Source organism: Vibrio ichthyoenteri ATCC 700023 (genome assembly GCF_000222605.1).
Taxonomy (GTDB): Bacteria; Pseudomonadota; Gammaproteobacteria; order Enterobacterales; family Vibrionaceae; genus Vibrio; species Vibrio ichthyoenteri.
On sequence record NZ_AFWF01000115.1, the window covers coordinates 1 to 15,143 of the forward strand.

Below are 15,143 nucleotides of genomic sequence, written 5' to 3' on the forward strand. Positions count from 1 at the left end.
GTCTTGGGTCGAGTGTTTGCACGCGCTGGCCAAGGTTTTTCACTTCAATGGCGGTGACCACCTCCTCGCCCAATTTCCACGCCGCAATGGGTGTGGCTTCAACAGGCCAATAAGGGAAAGCGCTGGCTTGAATGTTATTGGTTAGCCCCATCGGCATTCGCGCCACACCAAGCAACGGCTCGATGGCGTGAGAAGGGCTATAGAGGCTCTGCATGGCATAGCGAATAAGCAGCGCTTGCGGCGCCATTTTCAATGCTTGGCTTTGTGAGATAGCCGTTCCACCGCCCACAGCTACACCCGTGACATTGTCACTCACAGGTGCGCCTATCTGTTTGGGTAGCACCACCTCAACCAGAGGCATCGATGCAAAAGCGTCATCTGCTTGAACATCCAATAGAACGCGCATCCCATCAGAGAGACGCTCAACATGCAGACGAGCCACATCAAAGTGACGGTTAGCACTTAAGTAGACGCGACCACCAAGCGAGGCAGTACTTAACACGCCATTGAGATGGGCCGGTATGGCAATGCGGACATCCTCACCGAAGTTGACAATCAACTCCTTCCCCGGCGTCATCGTCAAAGGAAGCGGCGTGCCTTCCCAGTTCATCACACGCTCCATCGCTTGCACGGGAGCGACACACAGCAGAGCGGCGCTCCACATTAACGCTTTTGATAACGTCATTATTTGGACTCCTTAAATTCGATGTTACGTGCTGGACCGTCAAAGCAATCGATAGCCAATCCCCATGGGTTGTTGTTACGGTCAACGTCATAGCGCACCACTTTCAGTGGCCAGCGGATCGCGCTCGATTTCACTTCCACGCCGCCCACGTATTCACTGAGCTGCAAGTCCGCTTGCACTGTCCAGTTATCGCGGCTGTGCTTCTCTACTCGCCAATCCTCAAAACCGTAGCCCGGAATTTGCGACAAACTGCGCTCACGCCCCGACAGCTCACCTTTTTGGCGTTTTTGCTCATAGTCTTGATTTAAAATCTGACGACATTGGGGCGTGAAGTAGTAGCTATAAAGATGCAGATTCTCTTTGTAGTCCACGCCGCCATCAGAGACCCATCGATTGACTTGAGTAAAAATACTCACCGCAAAGTCATAGACGTTGGGTTTTGGTATTTCAGACCAAACGCGCGAGGCGCCTGCGCTTAAATCCGGAGGATTGTGGACGGTTAACTCACCGCCAGCCTTGTTCCATCCCCAAAGCGCAAAAAGGGCCAGTGCGCTGACACTGACCAGCGCTACGCGAAGCGAGCGTATATGCGCATCTCGCCCCGCTAACGCACTGCGAAAACGACTGTGACTCATGCCGCCTCCTGATGTATTGGCGCGCCGATGTAGTGGTAACCCGGAAACTGGCACTGAGTGAATATGTCAAAACGCGCATATTCACTCATGAAGCTGGCCATCATATCGGTGTCAATCATTCCCCAGTTTTCCGCCTCGGTGATGCCCGTTGCTTTTTCAATGCGTACGCCAACCATGATGTAGTACTTGTGCTTAGAGCGCGTGTGGTACAAAAAATAGTCATAGTGACTGTCTTGACTTTGCCCCATGAGCGCGCCGTCAAAGTGCCAATCTCGGCCGCAGTTATCTGCCGCCGTCAGCACTACAGGTTGAAAGTCCATCAACTCTGTATTGAAGGGAAAATTACTCATCATCTCCCTCCTCGGCCGCCTTCTCGTGACCGATGAATTGGACATGAGAAAGGCCTGCTTTTTTCATTAGTGCGGCCGCGTAGCGACGACCCATACGAAAATGAGGCTGACAGACGTCGCGGTTTCTAAAAATCTGCACATCACATTGACGTGGTCGGTAACCGGCAATATTGGCTCCGCGGACGGTTTGGACATAAACCCACTGCCCGTCAGTGGCTTCATAAAGCTCAAGACGCACACTGTCACCGCGATAGTTTTCGCCGTAGTCTTTGTCTTCGCTTAAGTACAACTCGTCGTACTCGGCATAAGCACGAAGCCAGCCATGGAGTAAAATCGCCCCTGAATCGGTTGGGTTGATTTCAATATTGATTGGCGCTTCGTTGCCCGCTACGTTCTCTGTGCTCATTGTTTTTCTCCTAAGTTCGTCGAGTCGCAAAGCGGCGACTTTGTGTGGTGTATCGCTCGGCATTCACTCGGCGATCGAATTGTTTTTGTAAATAATATTGGCAGTGACGCGCCTTGATGCGGGTGAGCGGTGCAATCAAGCCTTTGGGCAATATCGCCATACTTAGCAATCCCAGCAGCAGAGCGCTCACAAACACAATCCACCATCCGGTTATGAAGGCCACAAAAAGCCCTATCAGGCCAAGAATCAGGGTATTGACGAGAGTGAGTACGCCAATCTCGCCCAGCGAAAGGCCTTTATAAAAAGGGGGCATCACATTTAAACAAGCGGCACTTTTCATCGTGCTATTTCTCCAAAATGCCCAAACCAAAGTTCAGACCCCAAATGGAAAACAGCAGCAACACCGCCCCAATGACGCCATCGGTAAGTAGGTCTTGCTTTGTGGCCTGACGTTCACGGGTTTTCTTGTACATGTCCCACATATGCCCCATGAAATAGATGGCGCTAAATGCGATAAAAATAGAGCCACCAATCAGCAAAATGTCGTAGGAAAAATAGAGCACCATGGTAAGAATGTTGTCACTCTGCCCTTGCGATGGGTCTTGGTTTTGAGGGATTTTGGCGTGCGCTTTCGCGCCGATAGCGAGAAAGAACAAGGCAAGCCATTTGGTTAAAAGAGGGTTGTTCATGCGGTTATTCCGTAAAAAAGTAAAAATTGAAGAACGAGAAAGATAAAGAGCGCTCGAAAAATCATCCGCCGAAACACTTCTTTGGTGACTTTTTTATTACGCATTCCTTTAAAGCCGCTCCAAGCAGTCCAGATAACCCACGCGAGTAAGCCGACAAACGCAACAGAGCCAAGCACAATCGCCAGCGAATTGGGGGTATATCCGGCGCCATGCGTAAAGGCATCGAATGAGCGACCCGGATCGATTTCCACGCTCATGGCATCGGCCTTTGAACGTAGTCACCACCTAAAGGCGTAACAGGGCGAGGAACAGCGCGCTCGGGATGGAGGTAATCGTCGATCCCCGCTTGAATTTGGCGGATATCACTTTTTAAGGCGCCATACTCAAATTGGCGAAGCGATCGATAATCCGCTTCACGTTCGGCACGCGCGATAAGGTAATCGAGCTTATCGAGGTGAGCTTGTATAAGCGCGAGCTCTTGCTTTTCCCCTTCAACGCTCGCATTGACGGGCAAACTGGCCAGCAGCGCCACGCCAAGAACAATGATTGATTTCATCTTTGTTTCCTGAATAAAAAACGTGCGTACAAGCTAGCAATTTCGAAAACAAAAAACCGCAAACAAAAGTACAGAAAAAATTTATTTCTATTTGCGGCGAAAAAGTTTAAATCATGATATCCTTACGGTGACTTTGTTTTACCTACAAGTTAATTTGATTGGTTTATTTATACTTTACGGCAGAGCAGCAACAGCTTGTTCAGTTAGTGGATGAGTTTGGCCGTCGTTATCCCTTCACGATCGAAGGGGATGAGCAATTTCTCGTTCAATGCTATGACTATATGGACGCATTTAAGCGCGTGATGGACTCGTCCACCAAGGTTCAAATGGATTACTTCTTGACGCAATACGAAGGGGTTTATCGCTTTGCTAACATGATGGAGCGTTTGGCGGAAGGCATTGCCAGTGGTGTGATCACCGTGCCAAGAGATCATTAATGGCGATCATGTCGCCCAGCAGAACATCAACATCACTATGAAAAACCAAGACATTGCCCTGCAGAATATTGCTTATCTTAAGCAATGGACGCGGTATAACCACATGATCGCCATGGCGGAGTATCTGATGAGCGTCAATGCGTTCACCTATCAAGAGCTGAGTCAGCATTTTCGCATTAAGCATCGAGTAGCAGCGCATCGAATACGCCAACTGAAAACCCAGGGGTTTAGATTCGAACGGCTTGGAAGTACAAAAAAGGAGGGTAGCTTTTATCGACTGATCGATTGCGAACCCTGTATGCCCAAGGCTATCGCAAAAAGGCAGACAAGCGAATTATCTTTTGTATTTCAAGATCTGGTATTCGTCACGAAATCCACGCCACCAAAGCCAAATGTCTCGTGTTTATGGAAAATAGCGTTAGGGCTTGCTGTTGAGCCAGAGGGCGACAATTCCCCTCCCCGTCGTTAATGAACCGCTAAAGAGTAATATGTTAATTTAAGTTGCCGATAATTAAGGTGAAATTTATTTCGATAATTGGTACAAAGGAGGTGTGTTCTATAAACTAATAGGTCTGTAGTATAAAAAATCAGCATATCGCCCTTCATAATATCGAACAGCTTAAAATACGAAGCAAGCATAAACGCCTCGCAATGACGGCAGAGTTTGTTGTGAGTGTAAACGCTTTTACTTATAAGGATTTGAGCTTGCGCTTTAACATCAACTGTCGTGCCGCTGCAGCTCGAATAAAGCGTTTAAAACTGAAAGGGTTTCAATTTGATGTCATTGGATTAAACCACGCGGAAGGAAAGTTTTTTAGATTGGTTGATTGCGAATTCTGGCAGGATAGTCTAACGCCAAAACCCGAGTGTTTAGAAGAGATCCCATTATTACCAAGCTTAATTTTTGTAGAACGATCTCGTGGACTATGCCCAGACGTGGGCTATTTATGGAAGGTCGCACTGGGTTTAATTACTCCGGACTTGAGCAAACTGGCCTCAGAGAATAAAAAAGCCCTTTGACTCTATGACATTACGCTTTTAGTCATAAAAACAAAGGGCAACCAACGAATTAGATCAAAAAGTCATCCAAGTTCTTATCGACTAAGGCTGACGGTGTTCTTCCTTGACCAGTCCAGGTTTTCTCTTCACCATTCTCATCCATATAACGGTATTTGGCTGGTCGCGGCGCACGTTTCGATTTTGTTTTTATGGGTTGCTTTGAAAGCGCGTTCATTAAATCATTAATATCGATACCATCTCTTGTTAACGTATCTGCAATCGCTTTTAATTTTGCCTCTTTTTCTTCTTGTTCAGCAATCAGTTGCGATTCTTCATCTCTTCTTTCATCAACAACCGTTGTTAATTTTGATAAAGCCTCTTGCAATTGTTCAAGAGTTAACTCGCGTGAAAAAGCACGAAGAGAACGAATGTGGAGTAGTGTTTTAGCCAGCTCTGACATTAATTAAAGTCCTTATTTCGATATGCGTGTAATAACGCTTTAGATTGCTTGTAAGTATTACCAATGTAATCATTTTGTTGCGTGATTTAAATTAAGCTATTCTAAATGCATTATGTGATGGTTGTTATATTGGGCTATTTAAATACTTACGTTTATCTCTAATATTTACAGCCCCACCATTTGGTGAGGCTGTAAACTAGCCACTGACGCTATTATTAAATTGAATTAGTTGCGCCTGGCGTAATATGCAATAATTTTCATAGCAACGCAACAATAGAAATATATTATTGTGTCCATTATAGATATTTCTTATAGCTTGCCAAGGTCTGTTGCACTAATATCCCGGTCGCAACGACACCAGGGATTAACATTAATGAAGGCGATATTGCCACAATTCCCGGCACGAACAGCCATAGATAGCTACACCCCATCACCACCCAAGGCAGTGATTTGTAAGCGTAGTAGTGAACCGTTTCCGTTTCTCTTGCCACAAAAGCAATACGTCTTTGTCTTGCCACTAAGCCGTCGAATGCCCCAAGAAACATCGCCATCAGAAAAAGCGGATAAGCAAAGAAGAGCAAAGCAATGCGCACCATCAACGCAAGCGTGACATAGACAGCGCCATGCCAAAATGGCGTAATGAAAGCGAAGGTGCCCGTAAAATTAAGCGACAGCACATCACTGAAATTGAGTATTAGCTCAGATACCCACGGTAACAGCCGATTTAACACACCAGGGTAATCCGCCTGCAGCGCATCCAGTTGTAAAAGCAAGGTACTCTTTGCATGAGTACCGACCTCATTCCCCCAAATACCACCCAGCCATTCAAATAATATCAGCAGCACCCAAATCCCCATCAAATGCCCAAGTGCGGCAAATGGCCATTGATACCATCGAAGCGGTTCACTGCGTGGTGGTGCGTTTTTCTGGGCATCTTGTTGCTTCATGCTCTATTCTCCAAGCCAAACAACGTCTCTAGCTCCTCTTCTGATAATGATTTCTCTGCATCGGTGATGCAGTTGTCGAACCACTGAGTCTCATTGAGCCATTCATTGCTGTCTTTGACCGCTTGCGTCTTCTCCATCATGCCATCAACCAAAATCTGTACGCTCTCAGGCAAGGCTTCATCCCCAACACTGCTCGGTAAAGGAAAGCGCAGTTTCCAATATTTCGCTCCTTCTAACTCCGCATAGGCTTGTCCGATAGGCAGGTTGGTGATGTCATTGTCATTAATCAACAGCACCTCTTTGTTCTGCAGCGTATCTTTATTGCTAGAGCGAAAGCCACTATCACTACCGGGATTGTCAGTCGCTCCTGTATCAGGAACAATGTCTTTAATGGTGACAGTCGCCATACGAGAAGTCAGAATTTGCGCGGTTTTTTGCTCGCGAACACGAAGACAAATCAAACTGTTAAAGTTGCCTTTGGTTTGCGCCGCTTTGGCTGGGGAGCCCAGACGGGCTTCAATATCGGACTCGGTTTGCGTGTACGCGGTGACGACAAATTTCGCACCCCTTGCCTTGTTCAAAATCGGAATAAACTCATCCCCGATAAGCTCGTTAAATTCGTCAGCGTGTATCATGATGTTGCGCGGTTTGAACTGACCAAACCCAGGGGCATTACCAAATTTGTAAATCTCCCCTGCTAATGAGCACAAATCGGCAAACATCGAGTTACCAAAGGCGGCGGCAACCGTTGTATCTGAAAGCGCATCAAGCCCCACGTAAACAATACCTCCTTGCATAATGACCTCACGCCAATCGACAACGGGTCGTTCGTCACCAGGCGTATGCCTTGGTGAGATGATTTCAGCGGTTTTCCCTGTTCCAAGCTTTTCAAGCAGAGGCAACAAAGAGGCGACGATTTTATCGAAATAGGTCTTGTCGTATTGAATAGCACTGCGCAGACCAGAAAGCACATCGTCATTGACGGGGTATTCACCAAAATACTTTTCAAGGGCGACGACGCGCTTTGAACGACCTTGTAAATGACGTGGTGTGTTTTTCTCATTGACGTTACTTTCAAACGCGGTCACTAAATCCACCGCTTTTGGATGGTAATCAGGCAGTTTTTTAACGCAATAACTGACGTAGAGCTCATCAATGGCTGTCACGTAACGCTGTATCGATGCCATATCGGGTTTACGGCCAAGTGCATCGAGCGCTCTGGCAATGATGTTAACAAATCGCCAAGCAAACTGTTTAAACGCAGCGCTGTTACCACCGCCATCCAATTGTCCCGCCACGCGTGTCGCCACCTCGGTGATTCGGCCAAAGCGACCCACAGGCGAGTATCGCCCGCTCTGGTCTGGATAACCAAGGTGAACAATATAAAACTCATCTTCTCGACCGGCGCGCAGCGCTTCAATGTACATACGCATCAACATATCGGCGTCGCCCTTAGGGTCAAACATGAACACCACATCACCACGACGAATATCTTGGGTCACAATCAGCTCAGCAAGGCGCGTTTTACCAACCCCAGTCGTGCCGAGCACAAGTGTATGACCGGCTCTTGCACTCATTGGCAGTAGGCAGTCAGTTTCATCCTCCATACCAACGCCGTGCATCCGGGTATCACCACCAACGGGAGGTAAAGGTTTGACGGGATTAACACTGTTGAGAAAGAGGTTCACCAAAGCATAAAAGCGCCCCGCCTTTTTTATCACTTGGCTGCCAGTCCAAAATCGCTCAATCCAGTGACCTTCATATTTGGCTTCCATTTTCCGAGCAAAATGATAGAGCTTTGAAGGTGTCACATAACGCTCCGCCCAGATTTGTCTTGAGTCGTAGAGTCTTTGTGCGTGACGTGGTAACACAAGAAAGCCTTTGCCTAAGAACAGCTTATTCTTATAGACCGGCATATCCAGCGACGACATGGCCCAAAAAGGGAGTTGTAACAACCCTTTTTGATAAGACAGAACATCTAAGCCTTGTTTAAAGCGAACAAGAAAGAAATAGAACAGCAACCCGGTGACCGCTACGCGCCACCAAAATGGCAACAAGAAAAGCTCCGGCAGAACCCAAATCATCACAATCGCCAGCGCAAACATTGCCGCGCTCAATAACTCTTCTGCAGGCCGAAGTAAGCCTTCTGCATACCCGTAACTACTCACTTACGCACTCTCTTTTCACCTTATCACTCATCATTGTTTGCTTTTGTCCTAATGCACCCAATTAATTGGGTGACTTTGACGCCTGACACCGGAGTTTTTCCTCCATCAATTCGATACGCTTTCGTGTTTGATGCGGTTTGGGGTCAAAAATCACTCTCGGTTTGGCTTTTTCACTGAGCCATTTTTTGGCAAATGGCGTCTTATCCATCGCACTCACCTTCATTGCTCGCTCCTTGTTGCATCAAGCGGATAAGCGCCACCTCGGGTCGCAGACCTTCTTTGGCGGAAAGTGTGGATACAGCCAGCACCAAAGGGGCCAGCTCTTTATTGGCAATGGCATGATGTGAAGCGGACAGCACTTGATGCACATCAGCGTTACTAAGGGAAATCACAGACATTGGCTTCTCCTGAAAAAAAGAGGGTCACTATTTGTTTGAGTTATTGTTTGATTTGTTTGTTCTCGATGAGGACGGGGTAATGTTTAAGCCCGAACGCTTTGGCAAAGTCTTTGCCCGGTACGGGATAGAGCGTAAGACCATAGCTGTTCATACGAGCTAGGCCCCCTTCGCTTTTCACATTCACCACCATCCCTACCGCATTGATGGATTGAAGATAGGATTTGCGTGCTTTTAACCATCGATGAGATAACGCATCGTCACCCACAATAAAAAGTGGCATCCCGATATGAGTGGGAGCGGATTTAGCCACCACTTTGCCCGGTGTTAACTGCGGGGTTATTACCGGCAACATTAAGCTCATTGGGTCTTTTGCAAAAGATTGCCCACTCCCAAGAAGCGCACATAACCCGATGAGGTGGATAAAACATAAGAATATTGACTTCATACGGTCTCCTTAACGTTGAACTTGCGTAAGCTGCGCCACGAATCGCTTTTCATAACGTTGTGCAATTTGCCCACCGGCAGGTCGGTGGAAATAGCCAGCGGCTTTTACCCAATCGCCATGCAGCGCCCTACCTTCTCGAAGCAATCTCGCAGCATGAGCTAAATTGACTGACGGTTCGAACACGGAGCATGGCGAGGTAAAGTGATCTTTTTGCCAGCGCCAGTTGTGTTGCGTTAGGCCAATATCGACAATTTCAGTTTGTCGTAAGAAGCTCATTAACGCCTGACATGCAGTCTCTTTATCCGCGTAATAATAAGGCGTACCTTTGACATTGAGCGTCCATGGCCACGGACGAACCAAACCATTTTTTAATCGCGTTTGACTCTCCCCCATCGCAAGGGCATAGAGCACCGTCGGCGGTACTTCCCACTGATGTGCGATCGATTGATAGAGTGGCGGAACGGACGCACTCGCAACGCCCATCTTTAACACTAAGAAGATGGCAATGAGATAACGGACCATACACCCTCTTGCTCAAACGCGGCGATAGGCGCCGATTCTCCTTTTGCTAAGTGAAACCACAAGCCGCGAGAATCGTGATTTAAAGTAATAAAGCGCTCAGTCACATCGGATTTTCTGACGCCGGCTGCGCTTGCCCATTGTCGAAGAACATAGTCGTTGCCTTTGCTGTCCACCATGAAAACATCCACCTTGACGCCTCGAGTACGCCACTCTTTCAAGGCATCCATACAAGGATCGCAATTGGCGGTGACAAAAAGCGATACACGCTCAGGCAAGCTTTGGGCTATTGGAGTTAAGGCTGGATAGAGTGAGTCCCAAGCATTGCGATATGCTTTATCAAGTGCCAGTAATCCATCGATGCGTTTTTTATCGATGGCGACAAGACGCTGTGCATAGCGGCGACGTTCTTCATCATTGCGAGCAAACTGACCAAGGACGACGAGCGGATTTTGGTCAACAAGACCATAAGCTTCGGGTTTATTCAGGAGCTCTTGATATCGTGACCATTCGCCCTCTGAGAGTTGCCAGTTTTCCGCGGATAATGTCTCTTTGACGATCTCATTTGAAATCGAAACCACATCACTGGCCATCGATGTAGTGCTGACCATCAGTGCTAATACCCACATGAGTTTCATGAGCGCACCTCCAGTTCAATTCGGTCGGCTGCCTTTTGTAATTCCACTCGACCAGGCTCTACTCTGATAAGGCGCCAACTTTGATAAGATTGTCCTTCTTGAACGGCGCTTAATTGCGATAAATGCGTAGCACCTGGTTTTCCAACAATCGCAAGGTAGGTTAGGCCGCGTTTTTGAACGTCATAGAGTTCAAAAGGGACTTCGATGACCGGTTTCGGTTTTGTGGCCTTAACCGTTTTACGCGGCGGCTCCACAATAGTGCGCGTGCGACTCGACGTACTGTTGAGTTTTGTGGTTAATCGCGCTTCTAATTTGCTCAGGCCTTCACTCATCTCAGCGCTTAATTTGTCATCAAGGTTTGAGATCTCAGTTTCATTCGTCTCTTGACGGTGAGTAAGAGCGCCATAGCCGAGCTCTAAGGAGGTCAATTCCTCTTCTAACGCGTCTAATTTGCCAGATAGTTGGTTGAGCGCCGCTGTTTGAGTCGTCGCGTTATCTAAAACTACGGCATTGATCCGCTGTTCGAGTGCATCTAAATCGGTTTGTACGATCGAAGGACGCCATTGTTCGTAAGCAAGCAGCACACCAACGGCAATGGTGGCACTCCAAAGGGTTAATACTGCACACTTAATGGCAGTTTTTGCATAGGGGTTCACGAGTCTCTCCTAAAGACAGAATTTCGTTAACGACGCTAGCAGAAAGAAAAGAAGAAAACCGCAATTAAAAGTACAAAAAAAATTTATTTCTATTTGCGGCGAAAGTGGGTAATTTATGATATCCTTACGGTGATTTTGTTTTAGCATCAAACAAGCCAAAAGAGACAAAAAAAGCCGAACTCAATGAGCTCGGCCTGTGTAGTGCTTATTTTTACTGACTGTTCGTCAGTTCATCGCATAGGGGTATTTGTTGCCCGCATATTCAAACAATGCCAACTGCGTATCCTCGTCGTACATCATACGAACCGGCTCTAAAGCTCCGGAAACAAATCTAGCCATATAATCGTTCGCGATGTCTTCTTTGCTTCTCGCATTAATGAATTTACCCAGCGACTTTTTATATTCCGTCTTAACTTGCTTAAAAAGCTGGCATAATCGTTGGCAAACCAAATAACTTATCGTGACGTTACTTGCTCCACCGATAAAAACCACGTCACTGCGCGGGTCAAAGATTTCATTCCACAAGTAAACATCAATCGTACCGAATATTTTAGAAATGCGATCGGCCACATTGCCGCCGTACCAATAATAAGCTGTTCTCGAAATAACCAAACGCTCACTCTCAGCGATATCAATCGGTCTTACTTTTAACGCAAGTAGATTATCATCGAGAAGCTGAACAACCAGAGAATCAAGTACTCGGGAAAATTCATACATTTCACTTTTCCCACTCAGCCCTTTGAATGCATTCCCTATTTTTGTCGTTAGACTCTGAACCGATACACTACTGCTTATGCATGTTTGTTCTGCCAACAGTTGAACTCGAAGATCTTCTGCCTCAATTAACTGATTTAATAATTTATCAACGGAGTATTTCGCATGAGCTGCGCATCGCTGTAGTTGCTCTACTTGTTCTTGATCTAATTGGATCACTGAATTTAGATTCGATACCGTTGGTAAGGCGATAAGAGAGATCGTCTTCGAGGTTGGTTTATAGATCTCACCCGTTTGCAGGTTCAGCTTTAATTTTGCGTTGATCCATCGATTAAGCTCTTGGGGTAGGATTTGGGGATTATCACGCAGAAAGGCCGCCTTATTCCCTCGCGCTGTTCCATAATGCGTTTGAATGTACTCTTCTAATAACATCGCCTGTTCCTTCCCGTGAATATCACGAAAGCGTTTATAAACACTTTCGTTTATATCACATGCGAAATAGATCTTTAGAAAACAGATCGGTGAATGACGCCATGATCACGAAACGTTGGCACTTTACGTAGCAATGAGGTTCAATCAGTCATTTTCAAATGTCGCATTTTGCAGCTTCGCTCCCATCAAGCCTATTTCGTAATCGGTCACCATGAATAGTTGCACTTATTATCTGAATTCTGGCTTAACCACTAATTCACCTTAACGGGTGTTTTCGTTCCATTGCGTTTTACTGCTAGAAGACCCACTGTAAAGCGATCATTAGCACACTTTTCTGAACCCTATCGATATTTCGTTATGCTAGGTTCAAATTAGTGTGCCACCTTAACCCTAATAATCAATTTCGGTAGATGGTCTATCTCTGTTTGTAAATCGCGCTGACATACAAAAAAGCCGAACTCCACTAGAGCTCGGCTTTTTGCTAACAATCACTCTTCATTCAAACAGCAAGAAAAGGTAAAACCTAACGAAGTGCCAAACCAGGCTTGTTCGCTTAAGTCCACGGCAAAATCTCGTACCTCTGATTTTAACCCCTCTAACTCTTTGATGTGAGCTTTAACGGAAGCAGCACCATAAATCGCGCCCCCATGTTCATATGACCAATCGATCAACACATCAATAAGACTGATCGCTGCGTCGCTCTCTGTTTTAAAGTCCGCTATCGATACACTGGTCAACGTCCCTTCGTCATCGTAAACGTACAACATTTTATTCATTAGTATGCTCCTTGAGAGCACACCCCAACCAGGGATGTACTCCCTGATTGGGTGATAAAAATTAACCGCCGTAGCGATCGAAGTTTTCAATGAGATAGTCTGGACCGACTAAATCATGATACCCCTCATCGTTCTCTTCATCTGAAAAGTCCAAACTGTCATCACGATCTTCTTGAACAATCCCATCCTCATACGAAACATAGCCGCAGAACGAGCACCCTATTTCAACAAAATAATGGGTAAAGACTGACTCAGAAAAACGTGCCGCCAACTCTGCCATCGGTGGAATGGCTGGACTCCAAGCGGTATCAAACTCAAGTTTTACAAACCCATCACTTGATTCGACAACATCAACGTCTACCATCTCCCACTTCGTTCCAAGACGATCACAATTATCGTTGTAACCACTAGATATCCCCGGCAATAAATGACCATTAAACCCATTGATTTGCGACAACAGATTTGGTGGACATAAACTGCTTAACGAAAACGAGCTAGGTAAAACTGGCTCAAACACATCAAGCTTTGCCCATACCACATCAAGAGGTAAACGACGCAAGTAGATACCCGACCAATCGTATGCACTGTTCTTCAACAGTGGTGAGATCTTCTTTCTGGTTGCGACAGGTAAGTTACCCCAATACCGCTGCTTCAACCCCGTCTGCTCAAACAAAGTCAAAATGACTAGGCAGATTTCAGGCGTTAACTGCGGTTTTTGGTTCAGTAGCATCACGAACGCATCAAAAGCGTGGTTCGCTGTATTGGATTCACCGATACCGGCGATCAACTCTGGATAAACATCAAAGCGCATTGGCACAGTCGGTTTTAACAAACCACCTACACCGGCTAAAAACATCTTCACAGCCGCTTTGGTTGCATCGTAATGCAGTAGAGTTTGTGGTTCTGTCATCAAGCGCTGAACATCAAGCGCATCAGGGCCACTGACATGGATTTGGTTAACACACCAGTTAGGCATAATAATTTCCTTCTTAAAATAAAAAAGGACGCCCCCATACAGGAAGCATCCTGTATGGACGGTGCGCTAGGCGCTATTTAAAAATTTAAACTCTGTCTATTGAAACGTTGCTAAGTGAACTGCAATAAAGCCAACCAAATAAGTAGCATTATTTTTGAAATCTGCAGCTATCTCCCTCGCATCTGACATCATTTCACTGTTCGAGATACTAAAGGTTAAAGCCTCGTTCAAAGCAGAGCTGGTTAATACCTTGTTGGATGTCACCTTAGCAACAAACAACAACGTATCCACATCAATACCATCTCCTTGAATAATCTTATCTCTAAGAGACTGGTAGAATTGAGCATCATCTGTATTCCCAGTGAAAATAAAGTGTTCACTATACCCATTAAGAATGGCAATGATTTTTTCGTCAATTGGCAAAACGATGTTTGATTCCATCATTGAGCACCTTGTAATAAAAAAGCCTCGGTCCTAATGGACAGAGGCTCTTGGTTAAAGATCGAGGCTTATCTAGCGATAGCAGCGACTAAAGCTAGTATACCTAGCAAAATAGGAATTAATGCAACCTGCCAAGGCCGCCAGACTATCTGACTATCCAAATGGCGTTCTTCTGCATTAAACTTTGCCGCTTCAGCATAATTACGTCGAATCTGAGAAATCTCAAGCTCCAACTCTTCAATACGCTTTTGCTTTTCGCACATATCTTTCTCCGTATTCATATTTCAATCATAACAAAAAAAGACAAAAACCCCAATCCCAACAGGAACGAAGTTCCTGCCGGATTAGGTGTACAAATAATTAAACTAAGACTTCAACTACCTTGTATGAAACATGCCCACAACAGATCTCTCGACCCGTTGCTTTGACTATCTCAGCTTGCTCTAAGGCATCCAGAAAACCTGCATACTCATCACAATCTTTGATTATAGTTTCATTAGGCGCCAAACTCTGCTCAGGTAAACAAACCGTTGGCTTGCCAATTGGCATACCTGGGAAGATACCTTGCGCTTCATTATCTGCACTTTGTTGAGCGATAAGTTGTAGAGCGATTTGGCTATTACCGTATTGCGCATACTGCACAAAACAATCCACCTTCGCACCGCCAACATTTACCGTTACTGCTTTCATCATCGTTCTCCTCATCAAAAAAGGAGAAACGATGCCCAAGGGATCGAATCCCCTGTGGGTTTATGTATTTTACTTATGCTACAGACTGTTCAATTCGCTTTTTAGCACGAATATCAGTCAGCGCGT

General features: G+C 46.0%; 25 protein-coding genes. 3 read left to right on the forward strand and 22 right to left on the reverse strand.

What is annotated here, in order from left to right:
- The 8 genes from RH85_RS09730 to RH85_RS09765 all read right to left on the reverse strand — a co-directional run.
- A partial coding sequence (locus RH85_RS09730) for a TIGR03749 family integrating conjugative element protein (RefSeq protein ID WP_006712050.1) occupies positions 1 to 685 on the reverse strand: 685 nt, incomplete at its 3' end.
- The gene (locus RH85_RS09735) at positions 685 to 1,320 is read right to left on the reverse strand and encodes a PFL_4703 family integrating conjugative element protein (protein WP_006711813.1); all 636 of its coding nucleotides are present in this window, start codon (positions 1,318 to 1,320) and stop codon (positions 685 to 687) included. The genes RH85_RS09730 and RH85_RS09735, both read right to left, overlap by 1 nt.
- Positions 1,317 to 1,673, reverse strand: coding sequence for a hypothetical protein (locus tag RH85_RS09740; RefSeq protein WP_241210382.1), 357 nt, complete (start codon positions 1,671 to 1,673; stop codon positions 1,317 to 1,319). The genes RH85_RS09735 and RH85_RS09740 overlap by 4 nt, the downstream gene beginning before the upstream one ends.
- Positions 1,663 to 2,076 carry a hypothetical protein gene (locus tag RH85_RS09745; RefSeq protein WP_006712052.1) on the reverse strand — a complete coding sequence of 138 codons (414 nt, stop codon included), beginning with the start codon at positions 2,074 to 2,076 and terminating at the stop codon, positions 1,663 to 1,665. Before RH85_RS09745 ends, RH85_RS09740 begins: the two co-directional genes overlap by 11 nt.
- Positions 2,077 to 2,086: 10 nt before the next feature.
- Positions 2,087 to 2,416, reverse strand: a complete 330-nt coding sequence (locus RH85_RS09750; RefSeq protein ID WP_006712053.1) for a DUF3487 family protein — start codon at positions 2,414 to 2,416, stop codon at positions 2,087 to 2,089.
- A 4-nt stretch (positions 2,417 to 2,420) separates the two neighbouring features.
- The gene (locus tag RH85_RS09755) at positions 2,421 to 2,765 is read right to left on the reverse strand and encodes a TIGR03745 family integrating conjugative element membrane protein (protein WP_006712054.1); all 345 of its coding nucleotides are present in this window, start codon (positions 2,763 to 2,765) and stop codon (positions 2,421 to 2,423) included.
- Positions 2,762 to 3,022 (reverse strand): TIGR03758 family integrating conjugative element protein, encoded by a 261-nt coding sequence (locus RH85_RS09760; protein WP_006712055.1) that lies wholly within the window; start codon positions 3,020 to 3,022, stop codon positions 2,762 to 2,764. Before RH85_RS09760 ends, RH85_RS09755 begins: the two co-directional genes overlap by 4 nt.
- Positions 3,019 to 3,321, reverse strand: a complete 303-nt coding sequence (locus tag RH85_RS09765; protein ID WP_006712056.1) for an integrative conjugative element protein, RAQPRD family — start codon at positions 3,319 to 3,321, stop codon at positions 3,019 to 3,021. The genes RH85_RS09760 and RH85_RS09765 overlap by 4 nt, the downstream gene beginning before the upstream one ends.
- Positions 3,322 to 3,479: 158 nt before the next feature.
- Between RH85_RS09765 and RH85_RS09770 the strand changes: the two genes are divergently transcribed.
- The 3 genes from RH85_RS09770 to RH85_RS09780 all read left to right on the forward strand — a co-directional run bounded on the left by RH85_RS09770 (position 3,480) and on the right by RH85_RS09780 (position 4,778).
- Positions 3,480 to 3,758 carry a hypothetical protein gene (locus tag RH85_RS09770; RefSeq protein ID WP_006712057.1) on the forward strand — a complete coding sequence of 93 codons (279 nt, stop codon included), beginning with the start codon at positions 3,480 to 3,482 and terminating at the stop codon, positions 3,756 to 3,758.
- A 37-nt stretch (positions 3,759 to 3,795) separates the two neighbouring features.
- Complete coding sequence (locus tag RH85_RS09775) at positions 3,796 to 4,227, forward strand: hypothetical protein (RefSeq protein WP_006712058.1); 432 nt, start codon at positions 3,796 to 3,798, stop codon at positions 4,225 to 4,227.
- Positions 4,228 to 4,463: 236 nt separating this feature from the next.
- Positions 4,464 to 4,778, forward strand: a complete 315-nt coding sequence (locus tag RH85_RS09780) for a hypothetical protein (RefSeq protein WP_241210383.1) — start codon at positions 4,464 to 4,466, stop codon at positions 4,776 to 4,778.
- A 49-nt stretch (positions 4,779 to 4,827) separates the two neighbouring features.
- On the opposite strand, the gene RH85_RS09785 is transcribed toward RH85_RS09780, so the two are convergent.
- The 14 genes from RH85_RS09785 to RH85_RS09850 form a co-directional block, all read right to left on the reverse strand.
- On the reverse strand, positions 4,828 to 5,217 hold the full coding sequence (locus RH85_RS09785; RefSeq protein WP_006712060.1) for an H-NS family histone-like protein: 390 nt from the start codon (positions 5,215 to 5,217) through the stop codon (positions 4,828 to 4,830).
- Positions 5,218 to 5,513: 296 nt separating this feature from the next.
- Positions 5,514 to 6,164, reverse strand: coding sequence for an IncC plasmid conjugative DNA transfer DtrJ family protein (locus RH85_RS09790; RefSeq protein ID WP_006712061.1), 651 nt, complete (start codon positions 6,162 to 6,164; stop codon positions 5,514 to 5,516).
- Positions 6,161 to 8,332 carry a type IV conjugative transfer system coupling protein TraD gene (gene traD / locus RH85_RS09795; protein ID WP_006712062.1) on the reverse strand — a complete coding sequence of 724 codons (2,172 nt, stop codon included), beginning with the start codon at positions 8,330 to 8,332 and terminating at the stop codon, positions 6,161 to 6,163. The genes RH85_RS09790 and traD overlap by 4 nt, the downstream gene beginning before the upstream one ends.
- A gap of 200 nt (positions 8,333 to 8,532) precedes the next feature.
- Entirely contained in the window at positions 8,533 to 8,730 is a 198-nt protein-coding gene (locus RH85_RS09800) for a hypothetical protein (RefSeq protein ID WP_006712064.1), read from the reverse strand.
- A 40-nt stretch (positions 8,731 to 8,770) separates the two neighbouring features.
- A complete protein-coding gene (locus RH85_RS09805) occupies positions 8,771 to 9,175 on the reverse strand; it encodes an integrating conjugative element protein (RefSeq protein WP_006712065.1) in 405 nt (134 codons plus the stop codon).
- 9 nt (positions 9,176 to 9,184) lie between these two features.
- On the reverse strand, positions 9,185 to 9,697 hold the full coding sequence (locus RH85_RS09810) for a lysozyme family protein (protein WP_006712067.1): 513 nt from the start codon (positions 9,695 to 9,697) through the stop codon (positions 9,185 to 9,187).
- Complete coding sequence (locus RH85_RS09815) at positions 9,667 to 10,332, reverse strand: TIGR03759 family integrating conjugative element protein (RefSeq protein WP_006712069.1); 666 nt, start codon at positions 10,330 to 10,332, stop codon at positions 9,667 to 9,669. The genes RH85_RS09810 and RH85_RS09815 overlap by 31 nt, the downstream gene beginning before the upstream one ends.
- Positions 10,329 to 10,988 (reverse strand): hypothetical protein, encoded by a 660-nt coding sequence (locus RH85_RS09820; RefSeq protein WP_006712070.1) that lies wholly within the window; start codon positions 10,986 to 10,988, stop codon positions 10,329 to 10,331. Before RH85_RS09820 ends, RH85_RS09815 begins: the two co-directional genes overlap by 4 nt.
- 225 nt (positions 10,989 to 11,213) lie before the next feature.
- Positions 11,214 to 12,134, reverse strand: coding sequence for a DUF7168 domain-containing protein (locus tag RH85_RS09825; RefSeq protein WP_006712071.1), 921 nt, complete (start codon positions 12,132 to 12,134; stop codon positions 11,214 to 11,216).
- A gap of 488 nt (positions 12,135 to 12,622) precedes the next feature.
- Positions 12,623 to 12,910, reverse strand: coding sequence for a hypothetical protein (locus RH85_RS09830; protein WP_006712073.1), 288 nt, complete (start codon positions 12,908 to 12,910; stop codon positions 12,623 to 12,625).
- A gap of 61 nt (positions 12,911 to 12,971) precedes the next feature.
- Positions 12,972 to 13,886 carry a DUF1281 domain-containing protein gene (locus tag RH85_RS09835; RefSeq protein ID WP_006712074.1) on the reverse strand — a complete coding sequence of 305 codons (915 nt, stop codon included), beginning with the start codon at positions 13,884 to 13,886 and terminating at the stop codon, positions 12,972 to 12,974.
- A gap of 96 nt (positions 13,887 to 13,982) precedes the next feature.
- Complete coding sequence (locus RH85_RS09840) at positions 13,983 to 14,330, reverse strand: hypothetical protein (RefSeq protein ID WP_138956458.1); 348 nt, start codon at positions 14,328 to 14,330, stop codon at positions 13,983 to 13,985.
- Positions 14,331 to 14,395: 65 nt separating this feature from the next.
- On the reverse strand, positions 14,396 to 14,608 hold the full coding sequence (locus RH85_RS09845; protein WP_006712077.1) for a hypothetical protein: 213 nt from the start codon (positions 14,606 to 14,608) through the stop codon (positions 14,396 to 14,398).
- 79 nt (positions 14,609 to 14,687) lie between these two features.
- Positions 14,688 to 15,020: a hypothetical protein gene (locus RH85_RS09850; RefSeq protein WP_241210384.1), complete on the reverse strand. Its 333-nt coding sequence runs from the start codon at positions 15,018 to 15,020 to the stop codon at positions 14,688 to 14,690.
- Between the last annotated feature and the right edge of the window lie 123 nt (positions 15,021 to 15,143).

Bases quoted from the DNA above. Each gene is read 5' to 3' on its own strand.
- RH85_RS09805 (WP_006712065.1), bottom strand. From the start codon at position 9,175: ATGAAGTCAATATTCTTATGTTTTATCCACCTCATCGGGTTATGTGCG.
- RH85_RS09760 (WP_006712055.1), bottom strand. From the start codon at position 3,022: ATGAGCGTGGAAATCGATCCGGGTCGCTCATTCGATGCCTTTACGCAT.
- RH85_RS09810 (WP_006712067.1), bottom strand. From the start codon at position 9,697: ATGGTCCGTTATCTCATTGCCATCTTCTTAGTGTTAAAGATGGGCGTT.
- RH85_RS09825 (WP_006712071.1), bottom strand. From the start codon at position 12,134: ATGTTATTAGAAGAGTACATTCAAACGCATTATGGAACAGCGCGAGGG.
- RH85_RS09800 (WP_006712064.1), bottom strand. From the start codon at position 8,730: ATGTCTGTGATTTCCCTTAGTAACGCTGATGTGCATCAAGTGCTGTCC.
- RH85_RS09755 (WP_006712054.1), bottom strand. From the start codon at position 2,765: ATGAACAACCCTCTTTTAACCAAATGGCTTGCCTTGTTCTTTCTCGCT.
- RH85_RS09735 (WP_006711813.1), bottom strand. From the start codon at position 1,320: ATGAGTCACAGTCGTTTTCGCAGTGCGTTAGCGGGGCGAGATGCGCAT.
- RH85_RS09850 (WP_241210384.1), bottom strand. From the start codon at position 15,020: ATGATGAAAGCAGTAACGGTAAATGTTGGCGGTGCGAAGGTGGATTGT.
- RH85_RS09785 (WP_006712060.1), bottom strand. From the start codon at position 5,217: ATGTCAGAGCTGGCTAAAACACTACTCCACATTCGTTCTCTTCGTGCT.
- RH85_RS09790 (WP_006712061.1), bottom strand. From the start codon at position 6,164: ATGAAGCAACAAGATGCCCAGAAAAACGCACCACCACGCAGTGAACCG.
- RH85_RS09775 (WP_006712058.1), top strand. From the start codon at position 3,796: ATGAAAAACCAAGACATTGCCCTGCAGAATATTGCTTATCTTAAGCAA.
- RH85_RS09750 (WP_006712053.1), bottom strand. From the start codon at position 2,416: ATGAAAAGTGCCGCTTGTTTAAATGTGATGCCCCCTTTTTATAAAGGC.
- RH85_RS09815 (WP_006712069.1), bottom strand. From the start codon at position 10,332: ATGAAACTCATGTGGGTATTAGCACTGATGGTCAGCACTACATCGATG.
- RH85_RS09740 (WP_241210382.1), bottom strand. From the start codon at position 1,673: ATGATGAGTAATTTTCCCTTCAATACAGAGTTGATGGACTTTCAACCT.
- RH85_RS09745 (WP_006712052.1), bottom strand. From the start codon at position 2,076: ATGAGCACAGAGAACGTAGCGGGCAACGAAGCGCCAATCAATATTGAA.
- RH85_RS09840 (WP_138956458.1), bottom strand. From the start codon at position 14,330: ATGATGGAATCAAACATCGTTTTGCCAATTGACGAAAAAATCATTGCC.
- RH85_RS09830 (WP_006712073.1), bottom strand. From the start codon at position 12,910: ATGAATAAAATGTTGTACGTTTACGATGACGAAGGGACGTTGACCAGT.
- RH85_RS09845 (WP_006712077.1), bottom strand. From the start codon at position 14,608: ATGAATACGGAGAAAGATATGTGCGAAAAGCAAAAGCGTATTGAAGAG.
- RH85_RS09765 (WP_006712056.1), bottom strand. From the start codon at position 3,321: ATGAAATCAATCATTGTTCTTGGCGTGGCGCTGCTGGCCAGTTTGCCC.
- RH85_RS09835 (WP_006712074.1), bottom strand. From the start codon at position 13,886: ATGCCTAACTGGTGTGTTAACCAAATCCATGTCAGTGGCCCTGATGCG.